The sequence below is a fragment of the Marivivens aquimaris genome (genome assembly GCF_015220045.1).
Lineage (GTDB): Bacteria > Pseudomonadota > Alphaproteobacteria > Rhodobacterales > Rhodobacteraceae > Marivivens > Marivivens aquimaris.
Genome location: NZ_JADBGB010000001.1, coordinates 1093665 through 1117111, shown reverse-complemented (window position 1 = coordinate 1117111; position 23447 = coordinate 1093665). Strand labels below are relative to the sequence as shown.

18 protein-coding genes are annotated in these 23447 nt (G+C 60.6%); 10 read left to right on the top strand and 8 right to left on the bottom strand.

All coding sequences use genetic code 11. The features are described 5' to 3' along the window. Positions 1 to 68 precede the first annotated feature (68 nt). Complete coding sequence (locus IF204_RS05560) at positions 69 to 815, top strand: DUF502 domain-containing protein (protein ID WP_322743262.1); 747 nt, start codon at positions 69 to 71, stop codon at positions 813 to 815. On the opposite strand, the gene IF204_RS05555 is transcribed toward IF204_RS05560, so the two are convergent. Both IF204_RS05555 and IF204_RS05550 read right to left on the bottom strand, forming a co-directional pair. Then, positions 812 to 1843 carry a patatin-like phospholipase family protein gene (locus IF204_RS05555; protein ID WP_194095318.1) on the bottom strand — a complete coding sequence of 344 codons (1032 nt, stop codon included), beginning with the start codon at positions 1841 to 1843 and terminating at the stop codon, positions 812 to 814. The two genes, IF204_RS05560 and IF204_RS05555, sit on opposite strands and share 4 nt — an antisense overlap. 37 nt (positions 1844 to 1880) lie before the next feature. After that, the gene (locus tag IF204_RS05550) at positions 1881 to 2654 is read right to left on the bottom strand and encodes a 3-hydroxybutyrate dehydrogenase (protein WP_194095316.1); all 774 of its coding nucleotides are present in this window, start codon (positions 2652 to 2654) and stop codon (positions 1881 to 1883) included. A 345-nt stretch (positions 2655 to 2999) separates the two neighbouring features. Here IF204_RS05550 and IF204_RS05545 point away from each other — a divergent pair, with 345 nt between their 5' ends. From IF204_RS05545 to IF204_RS05535, 3 genes are all read left to right on the top strand, one after another. After that, complete coding sequence (locus tag IF204_RS05545) at positions 3000 to 4814, top strand: extracellular solute-binding protein (RefSeq protein WP_407658895.1); 1815 nt, start codon at positions 3000 to 3002, stop codon at positions 4812 to 4814. Next, complete coding sequence (locus tag IF204_RS05540) at positions 4804 to 4920, top strand: entericidin (RefSeq protein ID WP_194095314.1); 117 nt, start codon at positions 4804 to 4806, stop codon at positions 4918 to 4920. Before IF204_RS05545 ends, IF204_RS05540 begins: the two co-directional genes overlap by 11 nt. Positions 4921 to 5017: 97 nt before the next feature. Further along, on the top strand, positions 5018 to 5368 hold the full coding sequence (locus IF204_RS05535) for a CsbD family protein (RefSeq protein ID WP_194095312.1): 351 nt from the start codon (positions 5018 to 5020) through the stop codon (positions 5366 to 5368). Positions 5369 to 5377: 9 nt separating this feature from the next. Here the strand turns inward: IF204_RS05535 and IF204_RS05530 are convergent, their stop codons facing one another. Beyond that, positions 5378 to 6004 carry a helix-turn-helix domain-containing protein gene (locus IF204_RS05530; RefSeq protein WP_194095310.1) on the bottom strand — a complete coding sequence of 209 codons (627 nt, stop codon included), beginning with the start codon at positions 6002 to 6004 and terminating at the stop codon, positions 5378 to 5380. A gap of 66 nt (positions 6005 to 6070) precedes the next feature. Here IF204_RS05530 and IF204_RS05525 point away from each other — a divergent pair, with 66 nt between their 5' ends. Genes IF204_RS05525 through IF204_RS05515 form a run of 3 tightly spaced genes read left to right on the top strand, consistent with a single transcriptional unit; the run spans position 6071 to position 9433 of the window. Continuing rightward, the gene (locus tag IF204_RS05525; protein ID WP_194095308.1) at positions 6071 to 7597 is read left to right on the top strand and encodes a class I adenylate-forming enzyme family protein; all 1527 of its coding nucleotides are present in this window, start codon (positions 6071 to 6073) and stop codon (positions 7595 to 7597) included. Beyond that, positions 7572 to 8222: a DsbA family oxidoreductase gene (locus tag IF204_RS05520; RefSeq protein ID WP_194095306.1), complete on the top strand. Its 651-nt coding sequence runs from the start codon at positions 7572 to 7574 to the stop codon at positions 8220 to 8222. The genes IF204_RS05525 and IF204_RS05520 overlap by 26 nt, the downstream gene beginning before the upstream one ends. Further along, entirely contained in the window at positions 8222 to 9433 is a 1212-nt protein-coding gene (locus IF204_RS05515) for an MFS transporter (protein WP_194095304.1), read from the top strand. Before IF204_RS05520 ends, IF204_RS05515 begins: the two co-directional genes overlap by 1 nt. On the opposite strand, the gene mfd is transcribed toward IF204_RS05515, so the two are convergent. Together mfd and IF204_RS05505 are read right to left on the bottom strand one after the other, a co-directional pair. Continuing rightward, positions 9414 to 12875 carry a transcription-repair coupling factor gene (mfd, locus tag IF204_RS05510; protein WP_194095303.1) on the bottom strand — a complete coding sequence of 1154 codons (3462 nt, stop codon included), beginning with the start codon at positions 12873 to 12875 and terminating at the stop codon, positions 9414 to 9416. The genes IF204_RS05515 and mfd overlap by 20 nt on opposite strands. A 37-nt stretch (positions 12876 to 12912) precedes the next feature. After that, positions 12913 to 13437 carry a component of SufBCD complex gene (locus IF204_RS05505; protein WP_194095301.1) on the bottom strand — a complete coding sequence of 175 codons (525 nt, stop codon included), beginning with the start codon at positions 13435 to 13437 and terminating at the stop codon, positions 12913 to 12915. A 117-nt stretch (positions 13438 to 13554) separates the two neighbouring features. On the opposite strand from IF204_RS05505, the gene hemB reads away from it, so the two are divergent. Continuing rightward, entirely contained in the window at positions 13555 to 14553 is a 999-nt protein-coding gene (hemB, locus tag IF204_RS05500; protein ID WP_194095299.1) for a porphobilinogen synthase, read from the top strand. Between the two features lie 78 nt (positions 14554 to 14631). After that, positions 14632 to 15192: a lipid-binding SYLF domain-containing protein gene (locus tag IF204_RS05495; RefSeq protein ID WP_194095298.1), complete on the top strand. Its 561-nt coding sequence runs from the start codon at positions 14632 to 14634 to the stop codon at positions 15190 to 15192. Here IF204_RS05495 and IF204_RS05490 read toward each other — a convergent pair. Further along, entirely contained in the window at positions 15182 to 16414 is a 1233-nt protein-coding gene (locus IF204_RS05490; protein WP_194095296.1) for a DUF2254 domain-containing protein, read from the bottom strand. The two genes, IF204_RS05495 and IF204_RS05490, sit on opposite strands and share 11 nt — an antisense overlap. Before the next feature lie 58 nt (positions 16415 to 16472). Here IF204_RS05490 and IF204_RS05485 point away from each other — a divergent pair, with 58 nt between their 5' ends. Further along, positions 16473 to 17063 carry a nucleotidyltransferase family protein gene (locus tag IF204_RS05485; protein ID WP_194095294.1) on the top strand — a complete coding sequence of 197 codons (591 nt, stop codon included), beginning with the start codon at positions 16473 to 16475 and terminating at the stop codon, positions 17061 to 17063. On the opposite strand, the gene IF204_RS05480 is transcribed toward IF204_RS05485, so the two are convergent. Next, positions 17060 to 18118 (bottom strand): Hint domain-containing protein, encoded by a 1059-nt coding sequence (locus IF204_RS05480; RefSeq protein ID WP_194095293.1) that lies wholly within the window; start codon positions 18116 to 18118, stop codon positions 17060 to 17062. The genes IF204_RS05485 and IF204_RS05480 overlap by 4 nt on opposite strands. Before the next feature lie 297 nt (positions 18119 to 18415). Further along, positions 18416 to 23188 carry a Hint domain-containing protein gene (locus tag IF204_RS20070; RefSeq protein ID WP_228069078.1) on the bottom strand — a complete coding sequence of 1591 codons (4773 nt, stop codon included), beginning with the start codon at positions 23186 to 23188 and terminating at the stop codon, positions 18416 to 18418. Positions 23189 to 23447: the final 259 nt, after the last annotated feature.

Below are 23447 nucleotides of genomic sequence, written 5' to 3'. Positions count from 1 at the left end.
ATAAGAGATTGAGCGGGGGCCACCCCGCTCTTACATACTAAGCAGAACCTTTTCCCGTCGGGCCGATAGTGAACGAATTTTCCCAGATTACGCCTCCGAAACAACGCACGAGCGTATTCGGTGTCCTCCGCAATAACTTCCTTGCCGGACTTGTCGTTGTGGCCCCTATCGGCCTTACGATCTGGCTGATCTGGTCCGTCGCCGGTTGGGTCGATGGTTTCGTCTGGCCGTTCGTGCCGGGCGGTTATCACCCCGAAGCGCTGGTGAACCGCTGGTTCGGCGATCCGAACCCGACAAGCCCCGACCACATCCGCGTCAACGTGCGTGGTCTGGGTGTAGTTCTGTTCCTGATCTTCACGGTCTTCGTCGGTTGGATGGCGAAGGGCCTAATTGGCCGTAGCTTCCTCAACTGGGGTGAGAACATGGTCTCGCGGATGCCGGTCATCCGTTCGATCTATAATGGCGCGAAGCAGCTGGCCGAGACGGTGTTCGCACAGACCGAGTCCAGCTTCGATCGAGCCTGCCTCATCGAATATCCGCGCAAGGGTGTCTGGGCGATCGGTTTTGTGTCCACCGACGCAAAGGGCGAGATGGCCGAAAAGGTCGTGACCGAGGAAAAGGTGCTGACCGTGTTCCTGCCGACCACGCCGAACCCAACGTCTGGCTTCCTGCTGTTCCTGCCGGAAAGCGAAGTCACGATCCTTGATATGACGGTCGAGGACGCGGCGAAGCTCGTGATCTCTGCGGGCCTCGTTTATCCGAACGGCAAGGATAAGAACGGCGTAACCGCCACGCCGGTCAAGGACAAAACCTAAGCGAACATCGCAGCCAGATCGACGCTGCCTTCGGTGCCGATCTGGTCTTTGTGCTCTCCCAAGAACCGCTCCATCGCGGCATAGCCCGCATTGCGCAGGCGCGACAGAACCGTCGGCAGCGCGATCATTTTGGTCGCGATGCTGAGTTCCGTCATCAGCGCCGCATCCTCGACCAGATGCACCTTCACGTCCTTCATCTTGCCCTCTGGCATGTCGTCGTCCGCGATCAGGCGTTTGACGAAGCTGATGGCGCGCAACTCACGCAGCAAGGACGTGTTGAAGCTGATCTCGTTGATGCGGTTCTGGATCGACTGGGCATCACGCGGCACTTCCTCGCGGTAGAGCGGGTTGATGTTTACGATCAGAATGTCGTCGGGCAGGTGTTTGGGAAACAGCGGGAAAAGCGCGGGATTGCCCGTGAAGCCGCCGTCCCAGAACGCTTCGCGCTGACCGGTCTGGGGATCGTCGATCTCCACCGCTTCGAACAGGGTCGGCAGGCAGGCGGAGGCGAGGATCGCGTCGGGGCTGATTTCGGTGTCGGTGAAAATGCGGATCTTACCGGTGCGGACGTTCGTTGCGCAGACGTGGAGTTCGGGGCCTTCGTGGGACAGCAGAGCCTCCCAATCCAGATCGCCCAGCACACGACCGAGAGGGTTTTGCAGCACCGCGCCGTTGGAATAAGGCGACATCATCCGCATCGCCGTGTCCCACCAGATATAGGCGGGCGAGTAGTTCAGCGCGTGTGCATAAAGCTCGCTGACTTCGGCGAAGGGCTCCATCCATTTGGCAAGCGCGGGATGGGTGATCGCGCCAACGCTGCTCCACACCCAGCGGAGTTGCTCCTTTGCCCCTTCCCGTCCGCCTGACACCAGACCGGATTTCAGGGCCGCGCCGTTCAGCGCTCCGGCGGATGTGCCGGAGATCGCCGCGATTTCAATGTCGTCCTCTTCGAGCAGACGGTCCAGCGCGCCCCACGTGAAAGCACCGTGCGCGCCGCCGCCCTGAAGGGCCAAGTTGATCCGTTTCATCATCTTTTCCCTTCAGTCTTTCTTATCGTTCTGTGCGTTAAAGGGCGGTCCAGCCACCATCCACGCTGATCGTCGTTCCGGTGATCTGCGCAGCGGCGTCAGAGCAAAGGAAGACCGCCGTGCCGCCGATCTGTTCGACGGTCGCGAATTGCTTGGACGGCTGACGTTCGAGAATGACCTTCTCGATCGCCTCTTCCTCGGTCATGTTATATTTCTTTGCCGTATCAGGGATTTGCGCGTCCACCAGCGGTGTGTGCACGTAACCCGGGCAGATGGCGTTACAGGTGATGTCCTCTTTCGCGGTCTCCAGCGCGGTCACCTTCGTAAAGCCTACAACGCCGTGCTTGGCAGCAACATATGCACCTTTGTAGGGAGAGGCCGTCAGACCGTGGGCGGAAGCGATGTTCACCACGCGGCCCCAGCCCGCCTTGCGCATCATCGGTAGCGCAGCAGCGGTGGTGTGGAAGGCCGAAGACATGTTGATCGCGATGATGGCGTCCCATTTCTCCATCGGGAAATCCTCGATCGGAGAGACGTGCTGGATGCCTGCGTTGTTCACGAGGATATCGCAGGCGCCCGCCTTTTCGATCAGCGCGCGGCAGTCTTCGCCCTTCGACATATCGGCGGCGATGTAGCGGACGACCACGCCGAATTCGGCTTCCATATCGGTGGCCAGCTTGTGGTCCTCGTCGCGGTCGGTGAAGGAGTTCAGCACGACGCTCGCCCCTGCCCGCGCCAGTTCACGCGCCACGCCGAGCCCGATGCCCGAGTTCGAGCCGGTAATCACAGCAGTTTTACCAGACAGTGTCATTGGGGAAGCCTCCTCCGTAAAGCCAATCGTTAAACGGATAATGCTGCACCTGCAGAAAAATTCAATGGGACATGCCGCGAATATGAGGGGGATTCGCACTTGCGCCGCTGCCGATTCCGAGGCAATAGAGCCGCCTGCCCGAAGCAGGGAATAGCCATAAAAAAAACGCCGGCACGAAGCCGGCGTTAAGTCATTGAGGCAGGTTTCATACAGGCAAGAAACCTATCGAGCAGTGCCCTCTTTATAGGCAATTACCCGCGAACTTCCAAGCATTAAGTTTGAACTGAGCCAAAACCCCCGATACGCTCAATCACAGGCATATGAGCAGAGGGGAGAGTTCATCGAATGAACGTCCAGCTAAATAAGAAATTGAGATATGGCATTGCCGTTGCCGCACTATTCGCTGCGGCGGGTATGGCAAATGCCGAACAAAAACACGCTATTGCAATGTACGGTGATCCCGCGCTGGAAGAGGGCTTCATCTCCCTGCCCTACGCGAACCCCGACGCGCCCAAGGGCGGGTCGATGGCCACCGCAGAGGTCGGATCCTTCACAACGCTGAACCCGTTTGTGGACACTGGCCGCTCGCCTTGGCAGCTGCCGTACCTGATGGGCGAAAGTCTGATGGGCCGCTCGCTGGACGAGCCGTTCTCGCTCTACGGTCTGCTGGCTGAAAGCATCGAAACCGGCCCGAACCGCGAATGGGTCGAGTTCACGCTGAACCCCGCCGCCGAATTCTCGGACGGCTCGCCGGTCACCGTAGAGGACGTCATCTGGTCGTTTGAGACGCTCGGCACGGAGGGTCACGGCCGTTACCGCGGCTTCTGGGCCAAGGTCGAAAAGATTGAACAGACCGGCGACCGTTCGGTCCGCCTGACGTTCAACACCGAGGACCGCGAACTGGCGCTGCTGGCCGGTCTCCGTCCGATCCTGCAAAAATCGCAGTTCGAAGGCGTGGATTTCGCCGAAGAAGCGCCGGACATGATCCCCGTGACGTCGTCGCCCTACGTCATCACCGACTACGAACTGGGCCGCTTTATCGAGTTCACCCGCAACCCCGACTACTGGGGCGCGGACGTGCCGTTCCGCAAAGGCACCAACAACTTCGACACGCTGCGCATCGAGTTCTTCGGCGACGAAGCGCCCGCGTTCGAGGCGTTCAAGACCGGCGAAGTGAACTTCACCCGCGAGTTTAACGAAGCGCGCTGGATGAGCCAGTACGACTTCCCGCGCGCGCAGGACGGCTCGGTCAAGAAGGACGAACTGCAACACGAACGTCCCTCGGGCATGACCGGTTTTGTGATGAACACGCGCTCGGCGCCGTTCGACGACTGGCACGTGCGCGATGCGATGATCGACATCTTCAACTTCGAGTTCATCAACGAGACCATGACCGGCGGCACTCAGCCGCGCATCACCTCGTACTATTCGAACTCGCCGCTGGGCATGAGCACCGGACCGGCTGAAGGCCGCGTTCTGGAATTCCTTGAACCCTACGCGGACGACCTGCTGCCGGGTGCTATCGAAGGCTACGAACTTCCCGTCTCGGACGGATCGGAGCGGAACCGTGCTGGCACGGGCGAAGCCCTCGCAGCGCTCGAAGAAGCCGGATACACCATTCAGGACGGCGTGATGAAGAACGAAGCGGGCGAGCCTCTGGAGTTCGAAATCCTCCTCCAGACCGGTGCGTCGGAATTCCAGTCGATTGCCGATATGTTCATCCAGTCGCTCGACCGCGTGGGTATCAAGGCCACCGTCGATGCCGTTGATAGTGCGCAATACAAAGAGCGTACCGACAACTTCGACTTCGACATGACCTACTACCGCCGCGGCCTCAGCCTGTCGCCGGGTAACGAGCAGTATGGCTATTACGGCTCCGAATACGCCGACACCGTGGGCAGCCGGAACCTGATGGGCGTGAAGTCCGAAGCCGTCGACGCGATGATCAACCAGATGCTGACCTCGGAAAGCCAGAGCGACTTTGTTGCTGCTGTCAAAGCGATGGACCGCGCGCTGACTGCCGGACGGTATGTGATCCCTACCTATCAGTGGAACATCAGCCGGATTGCATATGACGCGAACCTCCGTTACCCCGAGGACATTCCGATTTTCGGCGACTGGCCGGGATGGCAACCTGATGTGTGGTGGTATGAAGACTAAGATCCTCCTCGTACTCGCGCTCGTGGCGCTGTCTGCCTGCAACACCGTAGCCGGTGTGGGCGAAGACATCTCCGAAACGGCGCGAAGCGTTCAGACCTGGTTCTGATTGCGCGCTAAGAAGGGCCGGTTCATCCGGCCCTTTTTCGTTTCAGGAACCAAAGCCATTGCCCTCGCGTTTTTCCTTCAACCAAGGAGATACCGCTATGAAATGGCAGCAAGTAACCGAGCATTGGAACGCATTCGTCCCCAGCATCCTCACCCGCTGGCCCGAACTGGACAGCGACACCGTGGATGCGATCGAAGGTGACCGCACCGCCCTGCTCAAAGAGATCGTCCACACGTACCAGGTTCCCGCCCGCGAGGCAGAGGACGAACTGGCGGAGTGGATGGAAGGCGCGACGCCCGCCGACGTCATTATGGACCCGGAGATGGATAACGAGCGCATCACGGCTGTGGCCGACAACATTCCCGAGGGCGAAGACGCCTATGACGACGACCGCCGGTTCGGTGATGACGGTTACGAGGCTAATCCGATCGGCCGCACCGATGCCTAAGACGCTGGCTTAGTTCAGCGACGTGACCCAGAGGATGTTCGCATCCTCCTGACTGGTCGAGATGACGTTGTGGCCCATGGTGGCGTCATAGTACGCGCTATCGCCGCGGCGCATTTCGACCGGCTCGTAGAATTCGGTGAACAGCTTGATGGTGCCTGTCAGCACGTAGAGGAATTCCTCGCCGTCGTGACGCACCCAGCCTTCGAATTCATCCATGCTCCGCGCGCGCACCCGTGCCCGATACGGCAGCATGTTTTTCTTTGTCAGTTGGTCGGCGAGCAGTTCATGCTCGTAAGTGGTCGTGATGTGCGACTGGCCCTCGCTGTTGCGGGTCAGCGCCATGCGCCCATTCACCTGACTACGGCTCGGAGTTGTAAACAGCTGGGGGACGGAAATGCTCAGACCGACAGCCAGCTTTTTCAGCGCCTCGTAGGTCGGAGACATCTGACCATTCTCGATCTTGGACAGAGTCGAACGGGCAAGTCCGGCGTGCTGCGCCGCCTGCTCCAACGTCCAGTCGCGTTCCTTGCGCAATTCACGCACGCGGGCACCCAAATCGAGCGGCGGCGCGGTCTCTTGCGCTCCACTGTCACGGGCGATCTGAATGAGGCTGCGCTTTTCTGAGTTTTCCGACATGAACGCTCTTATATTCCAGTATTATCTTTACTTACAACGACCAGAGGTAAATTCTGGAATGCAGATATGTTGAGCATCACAGAACCTCGGGCAGTCGATCCCTGCCCTACAAGCTTCAATATGGCGGCACATGTGCTGTCAAATGCTTCTTTGCAGCCGGACCATATCGCGCTCGAAGTGCTGGGCGAGGAATGGTGGAGTTATGGCCAGATTGAAGAGGCGGTTCTGGGGCTTGGCACGGGGCTGAAAGCTCTGGGCATGAAACCTGGTGAGCGGCTGCTGATGCGGGTGGGAAACACACCATGGTTTCCGATCGTCTACCTTGCGGCCATTGCGGTCGGCGTGGTGCCGATCCCGACCTCGACGCAACTGACAGTCGAGGAGATTACCAAGATGTGCAAGGGCGTGAAGCCCGCGCTTATCGTCCGCGAGCACGGCATCACGATGCCCGAATGCCGCGTGCCGGTGATCGAGCTAGACCAGTTGAAATCCTTTCGCGATTTCCCACCCGCGAACTATGTTTTCGGCAAGCCCGACCGTCCCGCCTATATCATTTTCACCTCGGGCAGCACCGGAAAACCCCGCGCCGTGGTCCATGCGCACCGCGCGATTTGGGCGCGGCAGATGATGTGGGGCGGCTGGTACGGGCTGAAATCGACCGACCGTCTGATGCACGCGGGCTCGTTCAACTGGACCTATACGCTGGGCGCGGGCCTAATGGACCCATGGAGCATCGGGGCCACCGCGCTGATCCCGCCCGACGGGACGCCGACGACGAAACTGCCCGAACTGATCGCCAAATCCCGCGCCACGATCTTTGCCGCGACGCCCGGTGTGTTCCGCCAGATGATGCGGACGGACATGCCGCCGATGCCCAAGCTGCGCCACGCGATTTCGGCGGGTGAAAGTATGCCCTACGCGATGAAGCGGCAATGGAACGCGGCGGCGGGCACCATGGTCTTTGAAGCCTACGGCATGTCCGAGTGCTCGACCTTTATCTCTGGCAGTCCCATGCGCCCCGCGCCGCCCCATGCCATCGGATACCCGCAACCGGGCCGCCGGATCGCGATCCTCGGCGACGATGGCCCTGTGCCGGTGGGGGAAACAGGCCACCTCGGCATTCACAACTCCGACCCCGGCCTGTTTATCGAATATGACGGCCAACCCGAAGAAACCGCCTCCAAATTCCAAGGTGAGTGGTTCCTGACCGGCGATATGTGCCACATGGATGACACCGGCGCGATCTACTACGACGGCCGCACCGACGACATGATGAACGCGGGCGGCTACCGCGTCTCGCCCATCGAGGTGGAGGACGCCATGGCCAGCGCGGAGGGCATCCGCGAATGTGCAGCAGCGGAGGTCAGGGTCAAGATAGATGCAACGGTTATCGCCCTGTTTTACGTTGCAGACACCGATCTTTCCGAAGATACGTTGAGCAATCACGCAGCAGAAAAGCTCGCCCGCTATAAGAGCCCGCGTCTTTTCGTCCGTGTGGACGCGCTGCCACGAAATGCCAACAACAAGATCCTCCGCCGCGAGCTGCGCGGGGACTGGGAAAGACAACATGGTCAAACTGGACATCATCGCTGACCCCGCCTGCCCTTGGTGCTACGTCGGCAAAGGCTACCTCGACCGCGCGCTGGAAAAAGCCGGCGACCACCCCTTCGAAATCGAATACCACCCGTTCCAACTGCGCCCAGACATGCCCAAAGGCGGCATGGATCGCGGCGAGCTGATGGAACAGGTCTTCGGCTCCAAGAAGCGCGCTGCCGAAGCGCACGTCGTGCTGGAAGAGCACGCGAAGAACGCTGGTGTGACTTTTAATTTCGAGAAGATCACTCGCTCGCCCAACACCTTCGACGCGCAGCGCCTGATCTACTGGGCGGGCCTCGAACAGCGCCAAGCCTTCGTTGTCAGCGCCATCATGAAAGCTTACTGGGCCGAGGGCCGCGACATTGGAGACCATGAGGTGCTGATCGACATCGCCAAGGGCTGCGAGATGGACCCCGAGATGGTCCGCCGCCTGCTGGAGAGCGATGCCGACGTCGACAGCATTGCCAAGCGCGAGGCGCATTCGCGTCACATGGGCATCACCTCGGTTCCGACGTTCGTTGTCGGTAATCGTCACGCGGTGCCAGGTGCCCAGCCAACCGAGCTGTGGCTCGACGTGATGAAGGATATTGCATCGCAGGACCGCGAAGAAAGCGCCGAGTAATGATCGCTACATCGACAGGCCGCCCCATCGGTCGCCGCGAATTCGTCGGGCTGATGGCGATGGTCTCGGCGCTGACCGCGTTCTCCATCGACGCGATGCTGCCCGGCCTTGGGAAGATCGCGGCAGAGCTTTCGCCCGACGCGCCGAACCTCGCGCAGCTTGTGGTAACATCGTTCGTGCTGGGCCTCGGGTTGGGCACGTTCTTTGTCGGGCCGCTGTCGGACACCTACGGGCGCAAGGTCGTGATTATCACGGGCTGCGTTCTCTACGTCGTGACGGCGTTCATCGCCTTCCTCGCGCCGTCGATGACCACGATGTTGATTTCGCGCTTCGTCATGGGTGTGGCCGCTGCCGCGCCGCGGATCGTCAGCATCGCGCTGATCCGTGACAAGCACAGTGGGCCGGAAATGGCGCGGATCAGCTCGCTCGTGATGATGATCTTCGGGATCATTCCGGCCTTTGCGCCGATGGCGGGCGCGGCCCTGATGGACGCTTTCGGATGGCGTTCGATCTTTGCGTTCTTCGGCCTCTTCGGCGCATTCGTGATGTTCTGGATGCTGTTCCGCCAGCCCGAAACGCTGCTGGAATCCAACCGTCGCACCCTGAAGGTGTCGGAGCTGAAATGGGCGGTCAAAGAGGTGCTCAAAGCGCCCGCCGCGCGTCAGGTGATCTATGTGCTGACGCTGGTCTACGCGATCCTGATGGCGACGCTGTCGTCCACCCAGCAGATCTATGCGGAGGCGTTCGGCGCCGCCGAAACCTTCGAGTATTTCTTTGGCGCGGCTGCGGCGATTGCGGCCTGCGCGTCCTTCATGAACTCGCGACTCGTGATGCGGTTCGGCATGAAGCGGATCATCCAGATCGCGCTCTGCATCATGGCCAGCTTGGCTGCAATCGTGACCGTGGTCGAACTCAGCACCGCGCCGCAAGTCATTCGCCTTGCAATGTTTTTCGTCTTTAGCGCCGCTGTTTTCGCGACCATCGGCCTGACGCTGGGCAACCTCAATGCGCTCGCGCTAGAGCCGCTGGGCCACGTTGCGGGCATGGGCACTTCGGTGGTGATGTCGCTGTCGACCTCGCTCTCGCTGCTGCTCGCGATCCCCGTTGGGCAGTTCTTCAACGGCACACCGATCCCGCTGACGGTCGGCGTTTTCCTCTTCGCCGCCGCCGCGTTCGCATTAAGCTTCGGCCTTAAGCGCCGGACTTTGTAGCCTTTTTCTTCTTGGCCGCGACCTTCTCTGCAAGGTCGCGGGCGATGGCGAAGGCGCCTTTGATCTTGTCCGCTTCCTTTGGCCAGTCGCGTTGCAGGACGATCTTGTTGTCCTTGATCTTGGCCTGACCCTTCTGGTCGCCGATGAACTCCACCAGACCTTCGGGCGATGCGAACTTGTCGTTGTGGAAGCGCACGGTCGCGCCTTTCGGGCCGCCGTCGAGGTGGCTGATACCGGCGCGTTTGCACATCGCCTTGATGCGCACGATCAGCAGCAGCGTGTTCACTTCCTTCGGCAACTTGCCGAAACGGTCGATCAGTTCGGCAGCGAAACCTTCCAGCTCCACCTTGGTCGAGAGGTTCGACAGACGGCGATAGAGGCCGAGACGTACGTCAAGGTCCGGCACGTAATCCTCTGGAATCAGGACAGAAACGCCGAGGTTGATCTGCGGCGCCCACTGGCCGTCATCATCATTAAGCGCGCCGCCGCCCTTCTTGATGCGGTCGATCTCTTCTTCGAGCATGTTCTGGTACAGCTCGTAGCCGACCTCGTTGACGTGGCCCGATTGTTCTTCGCCCAGAAGGTTACCCGCACCGCGAATATCGAGGTCCTGCGAGGCCAGCGTGAAGCCGGCGCCCAGGGTGTCGAGGCTGCCCAGCACGCGCAGACGCTTCTCGGCCTGCGGGGTGAGTTTGCCGCGCGGTTTGGTCGTCAGGTACGCGTAAGCGCGGGTCTTGGAACGGCCCACGCGGCCACGGATCTGGTAGAGCTGCGCGAGGCCGAACATATCGGCGCGGTGCACGACCATCGTGTTTGCGGTCGGAATATCGAGGCCGCTTTCCACGATCGTGGTCGCTAGCAGTACGTCGTATTTGCCGTCGTAGAACGCGTTCATCCGGTCGTCGAGCTCGCCCGCTGCCATCTGGCCGTTGGCCACGACATAGGTGACTTCGGGGACGTTCTTTTTCAGCCAGTCTTCCATCTCTGGCAGGTCGCTGACGCGCGGCACGACGAGGAACGATTGACCGCCGCGATAGTGTTCGCGCAGTAGCGCTTCGCGGATGGTGACGGTATCGAATTCGGACACGTAGGTGCGGATCGACAGGCGGTCGATGGGCGGCGTGCCGATGATCGACAGGTCGCGCACGCCCGTGAGCGACAGTTGCAGCGTACGCGGGATCGGTGTCGCGGTCAGCGTCAGGACGTGCACGTCGGAACGGAGCTGCTTCAGGCGTTCCTTGTGCTGGACGCCAAAGTGCTGTTCTTCGTCGATGATCAGCAGGCCGAGGTTCTTGAAATTAACGCCCTTGGCGAGGAGCGCGTGGGTGCCGATGACGATGTCCATCTGGCCGTTCGCCATGCCCTCGCGGGTTTTGGACGCCTCGCTCGCGGAGACGAAACGCGACAGCGGGGCCACGTTGATCGGGAAGCCGCGGAAGCGTTCCTTGAAGTTCTTGTAGTGCTGGCGGGCGAGCAGAGTGGTCGGTGCGATGACGGCGACCTGAACGCCGGACATAGCTGCAACAAAGGCCGCGCGGATCGCGACTTCGGTTTTGCCGAAGCCCACGTCGCCGCAGATGAGGCGGTCCATCGGGCGGCCGCTGTCGAGGTCATCAAGCACGTCAGAAATTGCCTGAAGCTGATCGTCGGTTTCCGCATAGGGGAAGCGCGCGAGGAACTGGTCCCACATGCCGTCGGGCGGCGTAAGAACGGGCGCTTTGCGCAGTTCGCGCTCTGCCGCGACACGGATGAGACGCTCCGCCATCTGGCGGATGCGTTCTTTCATGCGGGCCTTTTTCGCCTGCCATGCACCGCCGCCAAGTTTGTCGAGCAGGCCGCTTTCATGGCCGTATTTCGACAGCAGTTCGATGTTCTCGACCGGCAGGTAAAGCTTGGACCCTTCGGCGTATTCGAGCGAGATACATTCGTGCGACGCACCGGCCGCAGTGATGACCTCCAGCCCGAGGTAGCGACCAACGCCGTGGTCGACGTGGACCACCAGATCGCCGGGCGTGAGGCTCTGCGTTTCGGTGAGGAAGTTCTCGGCCTTGCGCTTTCTCTTGGTCTGGCGAATGAGGCGGTCGCCGAGCACGTCCTGTTCGGAAATGACGGTGATGCCTTTGGCCTCGAAGCCCTGTTCGAGCGCCCATACCGCGAGGTGTAAACCGCGTTTGCCGACACGGGAGAAATCGCTGACGGGGATAACCTCGCCCGCGCCTTCGTCTTCCAGCAGGCCGGTCAGACGTTCGCGGGCACCGTCGGAATAGGACGCGATGACAACGGGGCCGTCGTCGAGTTTCTTCTTGATGTGCGAAACGAGGCTGCCGAAGAGGCTGATGCTCTCTTGCTGACGCTCGGGAGCGAAATTGCGCCCGATGCGGCCGCCTGCATCGATAACGTTCGGGCCGGTCGGCTGTTTCAGCGGGCTGAATTGCAGCAGGCGGCGACCGTCGACGGCCACCTCCCACGCGTTGTCGTCAAGGTACATCAGAGACGGCGGCGCGGGCTTGTACACGCTGTCCATCCGGCCCTTCTGCTTGAGCGCGTGCATCCGCGTCTCGTAGGTGTCCTCGACCATCGTCCAGCGGGTGACGCGGGTCGGCGTGACCTGATCGTCCAGCGTGATAGTGGCCTTGGGCACATAGTCGAACAGCGTTTCCAGCTCGGCGTGGAAGAAGCCGAGCCAGTGTTCCTGTCCTGCGTGCTTGCGGCCCGCACTGATCGCTTCGTACAGCGGATCGTCGGTGCCAGCGGCGCCGAATTCGATGCGGTAGTTCTGGCGGAAACGGGTGATTGCCGGCTCGTCGAGGATGACCTCGGACACGGGCGCAAGTTCGACCACGTCGAGCTTTTCCGTGGTGCGCTGCGTGGCGGGATCAAAGCGGCGGGCGCTATCGAGAACATCGCCGAACAGGTCGAGGCGGACGGGGCCGCTCTGCCCCGGCGGGAAGATGTCGATGATGCCGCCGCGGACGGCGTAGTCGCCAGGTTCCATCACGGTCGGCGCTTGGGTAAAGCCCATGCGCGTCAGGTAGTTACGCAGCTTGTCTTCATCAATCCGGCTATCGACGCGGGCGGTGAAAGCGGCCTCTTTGAGGATACTGCGGGCGGGCACCTTTTGGGTGGCGGCATTGACGGTGGTCAGCAGCACGTATTGCGACGGCATCCCGTGCGTCAGTGCCGCCAAAGTCGCCATGCGGGTCGCGGAAATATCTGCGTTCGGCGAGGTCCGGTCGTACGGCAGACAGTCCCACGCGGGGAACACGACGACGGGCATGTCGGGGGCGTAGAACGCGAGCGCGGCCTGCATTTCTGCCAGACGTTTGTCGTCGCGCGCAACGTGCAGCACCGGCTGGCCTGTCTTGGCCAGCTCCTCGAGGATGAGTTTAGCGTCAAACCCCTCGGGGGCGCCGGAGACGGTGATGTGCGCGTTCTGAACCATGCAACTGACCTACGCTGCGGACGGCGAGAGTCAATCCTTAGAACGCATGAAGAACAGCGAGGTTGTAAAACATCCCGTAAGTCGCCGTGATGAAGATCGAAAACATGCCGATCGCCTGCACCATCAGACGATGGCGACGCAGGCGGCGGAAGATCATGTCACTGCCCACGCCTTCGGCTTCGATCTTCAGCGCGGTGCGGACGTTCAGCGCACCGAGTCCGAACAGCGGGACCATCAGCAGCAGCAGCGCCTGCGCGAATTCCTTCTGATAAAGGACGGCGAAGGTGATGAGCATCGCGAGGATGAAACACATGAAGCCGACCAGAAAGACCGCCGACTGTCGCACAATAGTCAACGTGCGGCGAACGTAGACGATCACAACGGCCTGCATGTCGGTGAAGGCATCACCGTGTTCCCGCTCGGCCCGCTGGATCAGGTCATAAGGAACGCCGACAACCCAATAGGACGACGTCGACCACAGGACGGCCACGACCATCCAGTACCACGCATTCGAAAAAGATCGAAAATCGATGACGTCGAATACGTTCTGTATCAAATCCACGGGTATGGGCCTCGGTTGGTCTTCTGCGCGGACGTTAACTTCCGCTCTTGTGATTGCCCAGACTTGGCAACAACAATTTTACGTGGCACCCAAGGGGTGTGACATGAAAGGCCCGTTATGAAACCCACCGTCGCCCCCTATCCCACCGCCCGTTTCCGCCGCCTGCGCAAGTCCGCCGGTATCCGCGCTATGGTCCGTGAAAACACGCTCACCACAGATGATTTCATCTGGCCGGTGTTCCTGATCGAGGGAAAGGACGACGAAACCGCGATCCCGTCCATGCCGGGGGTGACCCGCAAGACCATCGACCGCGTGGTGAAATCGGCGCAGGAGGCGTTTTCGCTCGGCATTCCGGCGATGTGCCTGTTTCCCTACACCTCGATGGAGCACCGGACGGAAGATTGCGCGATGGCGTGGTCCCGCGACAATCTGACCAATCAGGCGATCCGCGCGATCAAGGACGCGGTGCCCGAAATGGTCATCATGACGGACATCGCGCTCGATCCATACAACATCAACGGCCATGACGGGTACGTCGAAAACGGCGAGATCCTGAACGACGAAACCGTAGAGGCGCTGGTCAAAATGGCGTTGGCGCAGGCAGAGGCCGGTGCCGATCTGCTCGGTCCGTCGGACATGATGGACGGGCGTATCGGGGCAATGCGTTCGGCGCTGGAAAGCGAGGGATATCAGAATGTTGGCATCCTGTCTTACACCGCCAAATACGCCTCTGGCTTCTACGGCCCGTTCCGTGATGCGGTGGGTGCGTCGGGCGCGCTGAAGGGTGACAAGAAGACCTACCAGATGGACGCGGGCAACTCGGACGAGGCCCTGCGTCTGGTTGAGCGCGATCTGATGGAAGGCGCCGATATGGTCATGATCAAACCGGGGATGCCGTACCTCGATATCTGCCGCCGCGTGAAGGATACCTTCGGTGTGCCGACTTTCGCCTATCAAGTGTCGGGCGAATACGCGATGATCCAGGCTGCCGTGGCAAACGGCTGGCTCGACGGCGAAAAAGTCATGCTGGAGAGCCTCTTAGCGTTCAAACGTGCGGGCTGTGACGGCATCCTGACGTATTTCGCACCCGAAGCGGCACGTATCCTCAACGGATGACATAACGCAGTTTGCGGCGTATAGTGCCGCACATGACAGAGCGGCAGGCAAGCCGCCCCTTATTGACGAGGCACGAGTATGACCAACCTGACACGACGCGGATTTGCGGCCGGCGCCATGATGGCAGCCGGAACCCTTGCTGCTTGCGGCAACCCCATCGGCGGAAGCGGCGCTGCGACCATCGACGCGCGCGTTGCCGCTACGCTCAACCACATGTACACCGCCTATCCGGGCACCCGCCAGCTGGCGAGCCAGTCCTCGGGTATGCTGGTCATGCCGCTGATTTCCGAGGCGGGCATTGGACTTGGCGGCTCTTACGGACGCGGCGCGCTTGTGATCGGCGAGACCACCGTGGACTACTATTCGGCAGCGGGCGCGAGCGCGGGCATCCAGTTCGGCGCGCAGCAGTTCAGCGCGGTCCTGTTCTTCATGACCCCCGAAGCGCTGAGCGGCTTCCGCCAGTCGAACGGCTGGACTGCCGGTGCTGACGTCGCCTACGCGCTGAACGACCGCGGCGAGATGCTGAGCGCTTCGACGCTGACCTCGACCTCTCCGGTCATCGCGGTTGTGTTTGCGCAGGCGGGCTTCCGCGTTGGCGCGACGCTCGAAGGCGTCAAGTACACGCGCATCATCCCGTAAGGCACTGCGGTTTCACGAGTTTTGCCTTGTCGACCTTGGTCGGCAGGGCCTCCTGAGCGCGGTCAAAAGCGTCCTGCGCGACCTCTCTCGCGGCCTTGGCGATGTCGGGATCAGGGTGGCGCGACAGGATATCGAGGCGTTTCAGCAGCACCTCTTGGACCTCAAGCGAAGTGATCGCATAGCGCGAAATCAGATCGAACGGCCGGCGGATAATGTCGCCCGTATTCAGCGGCGGCATCCAGAGGTTCTTGTAGGTCGTCTCGCCCAAGTCCTCATGCGTTTCCGCAAGCTCGGCCATCCGGTCGATCATGTCGATAGCCGTGCCGCCGTCATTCACACCGGGAGAAAGCGCTTTTTCTCCAATCTCTGCAAGCATTAAGAGGCCGAAGTTCGGGTCCTGTTCGATGTCGCGGTGATGACCGATGTCGATATTCTGCTCGACCGCCTCGGTCATCTTCTCTGTTTGGCCAGTGGTGAAGGCAATCGGGTCGCCCTTGGTGATATGCTCGCCCACATCGACGATGATATAAATCGCCCCGCCGCAATCCTCCGCCGCGCTATCGAGCGCACTGGCCATCATCCGCACGACGTAGCCGGAACGCGCGGCGAAGACGGGCTTGGCGTCCATCGGAATGATCGAGCGGTCCAGCAGCGCGTGCCCGCCTAGGCACGGATGAGACATCCGCAATTGCAGCGCATCGCGGGTCTGTTCGTGGATGCGGTCGGCGGTTTGCTCTAGGCTCCCGAAGGTCTGAAGGTGCAGCACCCACATCAGCATCTGGTAGACGATCCACGCGATCACACCGAGCGTCGTGACGAACAGCGCGACAACCTCTTTGTCCCCGAAATACGGGGTATCCAGCAGGATCAGCGACAATAGCGCGTAGATGTAAGCCCCTAGAAACGTTGCGATAACCGTCTGCGTGCGGCTGTCGCGCAGGTGCATCCGGTGCGCGCGGGGGGTCCACTGGCTGGACGCGTTGCGGTGGATCGTCACCATCACCGACAGCGAGAACGTTGTGACCGTCAACATGGAATTCGCGATGATGTTCAGCAGCGAAACCACTGAATCCGCGCCGATTTTTTCGGCCACGCCTGCGGGCACATAGACGCCGGAGTATTTCGCCGCGAAAACCGACAGCACCGAAAGTGCCGCGATCGAAATAACGCGGACCCCGAGCTTTCGTGCCCAGAGCCTCAGGCGGTATAGGAATGCCCGCATCAGTCCCTCGCTAAAGTCTTATTGGCCTTTGGGCCGTAGACGTGTCATTCTTCGTGATATGATATCTATTCTGATACTTGCCGCCGGCAACGCTTCTCGTATGCGCGGCGCCGATAAACTCGCCGAACCTGTGGACGGCGTGCCTCTTCTCCACCTTCAATGTCAGCGCGCACTTTCCACTGGATATCAAGTGTTTGTCGCCCTGCCCTCATCCGATCATCCGCGTCTGGACCTGATCCGCGACCTACCTGTCACGCCGCTGTTCGTTCCAGACGCTGCCGAAGGAATTTCGGGCACGCTGCGCGGCGCTGTGAAGATGCTGCCAAAGGGCGATGTGCTGGTGTTCCTTGGAGATCTGGCGGAAGTCGAGGCGGAGGATCTGTACACGATCTGCAATGCCCGCGTCGCCCATCCGAACGCGAAAATCTGGCGGGCCGCCACGGCGGAAGGCAAACCGGGGCATCCGGTGCTATTTCATCAGAGCACACGGCCGATGTTCGAGGACATCACGGGCGACAATGGTGGAGAAGCGATCGTCAAGTCGTTGAAACAGCAGACAGTTCTGGTTCCGCTGTTCGGCAATCGGGCGAGACGCGATCTGGATACGCCCGAGGATTGGGCCGCGTTCCGCGCGAAAACGGGGCGTTAACCTAGCAGTAGTTTTGCCTCATGGCGCTTCAAGCAGCGACGGGCAGATTGGTAACCGTCAACGCCAGAGCGCGTCGCAAGCTCAGGAAATAGCTGGAAAATCTCGGCGCGCTGGTCGCCGTCGATACCCTTGAGGCTCTGATCGCCGGGTTGGAAACTTTCGGTCCATGCGCCGTCAGCCAGAACCACTTCGTGGCGTTCTAGCATGATGTGGAAGTAGCTGACGCCCGGCGTTATGCTTTGCGCAACGCCCGGAAGTCCCACGAGGTGTTTTGCGGCGATGAACACTTCGGATTCGTCGAAATAAAGCTCTGCCTTTTCGGAAGCGAGCAGCATCCGGTGGTTCGGGGACACCCACATGTCCCGCTCGGGCAGACCGCCGCCAAGCGCGCCGCGCTTGATGAGGATCGGGCGGAGGTTTTTTTGCACCGCAAGATCGCGCTGGGTCAGATCGCGATGACCGGCCCAAGCGACCTCTTGGATGCCGTTATCGCGGGTGACGATCTTGTGGCCGGGGCGGATATCCTCGACAGGCATTTCGCCCTGCGTCGTCGCGATCAGGCTGCCGGTGGTGAAACACGGCACGAAGCGCTCAATGTCTTCGAAGTTGATGTTCGCGTGCTTGCCGGTCGACGGATTGTAGAGTTGAAGCTGACCGTGATAACCGGGTTGACCGTTACTTTCAGCGTTCTTGACGAAGTTCTGGATTTCCCATCCGTTCGTGGTGAAGGCGCTGAAATCGAGGGTGTCATAGTCATTGCCGGTCGAGCCGCCCTTGACCGTGGTGTTCGACCAATCCTGATTTCCGTCGGGGCTGATGACAAAGGTATCGGCACCGGACTCGCCCATCAGCTCGTCGTTGTCGCCACCACCGTAGATAGTGTCGTCGCCGTCGCCGCCGTAAACCTTATCGAAACCATTGCCAGCATAAATTGTGTCATTACCGGCACCGGCGTAGATCAGATCATCGCCGCCTTTCGCGGTGATGGTGTCATCGCCATCCGATCCAATGATCGTGTCGGCGTGCCCGGTTCCAACGTACTTACCCAATTTCATGCCCCAAATAACCTCGCGCACACAACAAACACGGGCAGGCCACCCGTTACGCGATGGCCCCAAACTAGTCGTTCTCTAAGGCATATCTAGGGCAATACGAAAGCATATTCGCACATGCTAAATGATATATTTGTCTAACAATAAGGTTACCGCCGCAGATTGTCCTGCAACGGTCAAAAAAACAGCAATTCAACGTCGAATTGTTTCGCATATAGAACCGGAGAGCGCACCCCACTGCGCACTCCGGTCATGCGGAAGAGGCAGTTTCCTGCCTCATTCCTGCTGCAAAGTCTGGGATTAGCGAACGAGAAGTTTCGCTTCGTGCTTCTTGAGCGACTTACGGGCCGACTGGTAGTTCTCGACACCGACCTTTTCGCGCAGTTCGGGGAACAGTTCGAAGATTTCGTTACGCTGTTCTTTACCGATGCCCTTGAGGCTGTAGTCACCCGGCTGGAAGCTTTCGGTCCATGCACCGTCCGAGAGGACGACTTCGTGGCGTTCGAACATGAAGTGGATGTAGTTCGTGTTCGCCACGTCGATCTGATGGATGCCCTGCGAACCGACGAGGTGCTTGGCGGCTGCCAGAACTTCACGCTCTTCAAAGTACAGCTCGGCAGTGTCCGAAGCGACCAGCAGACGGTGGTTCGGCGAAACCATCATGTCACGCTCCGGCAGGCCGTTGCCCAGTGCGCCAGCCTTGATCAGGACCGGACGCATGTGCGGCGCGGCGACCAGATCTTTGGTGGTCATGAGCTTGGAACCGACCCAGGCGATTTCCTGAATACCGTTGTCGCGGGTGATGACCTTGTCGCCTTCGCGCAGGTTCTCGACCGGTACTTCGCCGCGAGCGGTCGCGATCATCGTACCCGGCGTGAAGCACGGGATGACGTTCTCGATCTGCTCGAAACGCATGGTCTGCGTATCGTCGTTCGCATCGAAGTAGACGGTACCGGCTTCGGGATTGCCGTTGTCGTAAACAATGCGGTCGAACGCAACGCCGGTCAGGTCGAGTACGTCGACGTCCGAGTTGTCGGGATCTTCGCCGCCCTGAACGTAGTCACCCACGTTGCCGCCGATGAAGGTATCCGAGTTCAGGCCACCGTAGAGCGTGTCGACGCCGTCGCCGCCAACGATGGTGTCCGAACCTTCGTTACCCCAGATGATATCGTCGTCGATGCCGCCGTCGAGGTAGTCGTCGCCCTCGCCGCCGCGGATGGTGTCGTCGTCGTCCTGACCGTAGACGGTGTCGTTACCTGCGCCAGCGCTGATATCGTCACGGCCGTTGTTCAGAACGAGGTCGGTCCCGTCGTTCGGCTGGTTGATCGCGTCGGGGAAGTTCGGGCCCAGACCTCCGGCGATGAAGTCGTCGCCGTCACCGCCATAGAGAACGTCGTCGCCCTCGCCGCCGATGATGTAGTCGTTGCCTTCGTCACCCCAGATTTCGTCGGCGTCGATGCCACCGTCGAGGTAATCGTCGCCCGTGCCGCCGCGGATAGTGTCGGCGTCGTCACCGGTGAAGATGGTGTCGTTGCCTTCGCCGCCATCAACGTAGTCGCGGTCGTTGTTCGGATCGGTGTCCGACGGGTACAGACCCGGGTAGCCAACGTCCGGCAGCGCGTAGGGATCCTGCGAGGACGCGTCGATGATGTCGTCGCCCTTGCCGCCGTAGATCTCGTCTGAACCGGTGTTGCCGATGAGCGAGTCGTCGGCACCCTGACCGTAGAGCGTGTCGTTGCCAGCGCCACCGATCAGCACGTCTTCCTCTTCGCCGCCGATGATGCGGTCGTTGCCGAGCGCACCGTCGAGGGTGTCGAACCCACCGTTGCCGTTGACATAATCGTCGCCGTCACCGCCGATGATGTAGTCGTCATCCTGACCGCCGAACAGCGAGTCATTGCCGTCGCCGCCGCGCAGGGTGTCGTTACCGCCGCCACCGTAAATGTTGTCGTTACCAGCGCCGCCCTGAACGGAGTCGTCGCCGTTGCCGCCGTAGACTTCGTCGTTGCCAGCGCCTGCAACGATGGTGTCGTTGCCTTCGCCGCCGGTGATGATGTCGTCGCCGACACCGCCGTTGATGTAGTCATTGCCAGCGCCGCCGTAGACTTCGTCGTTGCCGTCGCCAGCGAGGATCGAGTCGTTACCGCCGTAGCCGTAGATCAGGTCGTCGTTGCCGCTGTCGCCAGCGAGGATCGCGTCGTCATTGTCAACGAAGTCGCCATCGGGATCGCCAGCGTAGTTCACGTCGATGACGTCATCGCCAGCGGTGCCCATGACGGTACCGTCGCGCTGCTGCTCTTCGACCTGGATACGGGCGGTACCGTTGTCGGTCTGCTGACCGTCCGAGACGGTGTAGTTCATGGTCGCCGGACCGAAGAAGCCGTTCAGCGGGGTGAACAGGACCTTGCCGTCGCCGAGCGGAACAACCAGACCGTCGTCCGAAGTGACGCTGACCAGCGTGAGCGGGTCGCCGTCCGGATCGATGTCGTTCGCCAGCAGGTCGATGATGACCGGCGTCTGGAACGCAGTGGTCGCAACGTCGTCGTTCGCGATCGGGCCACGGTTATAGATGTCGCCCTTGAAGCTTTCGATCTCGGTGAAGTCGATGGTCTGGCCGGTTTCCACGCCGTTGTCGTCAACGAAGCGGACAGTACCGTCGAAGCCGTTGCCGTTGGAGTCAGCGGTGAGGTTGTCGAGGTAGAACTTGCCCTGACCGGTCAGGTCGAGCGTGTCGTTGTCGTCGCCACCAGCGCCGCCGTCGACGATGTCGCCAGCCGTACCGTAGATGTAGTCAGCGTCATCGCCGCCGGAGATGTTATCGGCACCCTCGCCGCCAGCCATGACGTCTGCACCGGCACCGCCGCGCAAATCGTCCGCGCCGTGGCCACCGTAGATTTCGTCATTGCCCGCGTCGCCGCTGATGAAATCGTCGCCGCCTTCGCCGAAGAGCTTATCGTTGCCTTCGCCGCCGTAGATGGTGTCGTTGTCGAGACCTGCGAAGACAACGTCGTTGCCCTTGCCGCCTTCAACGTAGTCGTTACCGGCGTTGTCCTGATCAGTGCCAGCCACGTCGTCGAACAGGTCGTCGCCGTCGCCGCCGTACATGCTGTCGTCGCCGTTGCCACCAACGAAGTAATCGTTTCCGTCGCCGCCTTCGAGCGTATCGCCGCCTTCGCCGCCGTTCAGGTAGTCGTTGCCAGTGCCGCCGTAGAGCTTGTCATTGCCCGCGTCGCCTTCGATCCAGTCGTCGCCGTCGTCGCCATAGATAACGTCATCACCAGCCACGCCGGTGTCGAGCGCGATGGTGGTGACGTTCAGGTCGGTGACGTTGATGGCTTGGTCGCTGTAGCCGCCGTTGTCGTAGTCAATGACGATCTTGGACACCGGACCTGCGATTTCAAACAGAACCGAACCTGCTGCCGACGTCGGGGTCAGCGTGCCGCCGTTATCGATGTCGCCGCCGGTGACGGTGTTGCCGTTGACGGTCTGGTTACCCTCGGGCGTGATGGTCACGGCGACTTCGTTGCCGTTCGCGTCATAGGCGCGGACAGTCACGATATCGCGGTGGTATTCGCCATTAGGACCGTAGTCGATGTCATTGATACGGAACGAAACATTCTCGACTTCGCCCGAGTAGGCGCTGTCTGCCGACGAAAAATCGAGCGTTGCGGTCGAGACGTCGCCGACAGCATCGGTCGCCACGCTGTAACCGTCGAGCTGGCTGTAGCCGATTGAGGGCAGGTTCTCGGGGCAGCTGACGATCTGGTACTGGTGACCAGGGATCAGGGCCTTGTCCGATGCGAGCGCAACGGTGTCCGAGTCCGGCATCTGGATCGCGTAGATGTTGGTGTACTCGCCGGTGACGCAGTCCTTGACGGTGTAGGCGTACTCGGGCTGGACCTTGGAGCCGCTCGAATAGGTGGTGCCTTCGAGGTGCTCGCTGCCGACCAGCTTCTGATCGCTGTCGTCGTTGTCGTTCAGGTAGCCGTCATTGTCCGAGACGGTGATGTCCTTGACCGAAGCGCCGCTGTTGATCGTGAAGGTCTTGCCCAAGGCGTAGTCCGAACCGACAGCGCCGCTCTGGAAGATCTTGCTCGACGATGCGGTGACATCGTTCAGATCCCAAGCGTTGAAGGTGTATTCGGTCGAGCCGGTGTTGCAGGTGTCTTTGTCCGGACCGTAGAGGAACAGCGCGGAGTTGCTGTCGAGGTTATCGCCAGCTTCGACGTATTCGTTCTGGTTGGTATAGGTCGCGGTGGAGCCGACCTGCTGACCGTTGAACGAGAAGGTCACGTTCACGCCGCCGATGTCCTGCGTCGCGCCCGAGGTCACATGGCCGCTGCTGTTGCGCGCGAAATCGCCCCAATCGACCGAAGTGTCGACGTTCGAGACGGCCGCATCGCCTTCGTCGCCCTTGAGGTAATCGTTACCCGCGCCGCCATAGAGCGTGTCCGAACCGGTGCCGCCGTAGACTTCGTCATTGCCTTCGCCAGCAAGCACAGTGTCGTCACCAGCGCCAGCTTTGACGATATCATCGTTGCCGTATTCGCCAGCAAGGATTGCGTCGTTGTTGTCGATCATGTCGCCGTCGGGATCGCCGGTGTAAGCGAGGTCGATCAGGTCGCCTGCGGGCGTACCTTCGACGATCCCGTCGCTATCATTCACGGGATCACACTGGAGCTCACCGATCTTGAAATCGCAGTTGGTGTAGTTCTTGACGACGAATTTGCAGAAGTTGTCCGGCGCAGTGACCGTGACATAACCGTCATGCTGTTCGTAGGTCGGCTGGATGACTTTGTTATCGGCGTCGAGGAAGTAGACCTGGCAGCCTTTTCCGTCGCCGATGTTGCTGATGTCGACGCCGTAGATGTTAATCTTGCCGCCTTCGAGCTCGGTGCCGAATGCACCGCCGGCCCAGCCGCCCGACTTTACGGTAACGCAACCTTCGTCGTTGTAAGTCGACGTATAGCAGCCGTCGCTCGCACCGATCTGATAGTTAAAGTCGCCCCATTGCGTCGTGTAGGAGCCGTAACCCCAAGAGCATTTCGTCCAATCAAAACCAAACCAAGACATCTCGTTCTCCACTTGCCCGACGGCCCGCTAATTCGGGCGACCTGAGGGACCGGCCTCCGCAACCATGGCGAAAGACACGACTTCATCCCGCACGCCGAAATCGCTTTCGACGCGTTGTTTCTCTCCAGCAAAAGGAAGTTCCTCTCGCAGACACTTTGTTCGGATCACGCGGATACCGCGTTCACCAGGACCGCCCCAATCGGTCCAAAGCCCCCCCAGTTGGGCTATGTCTGAATACTCTAAAGTATACGTTCGCTAA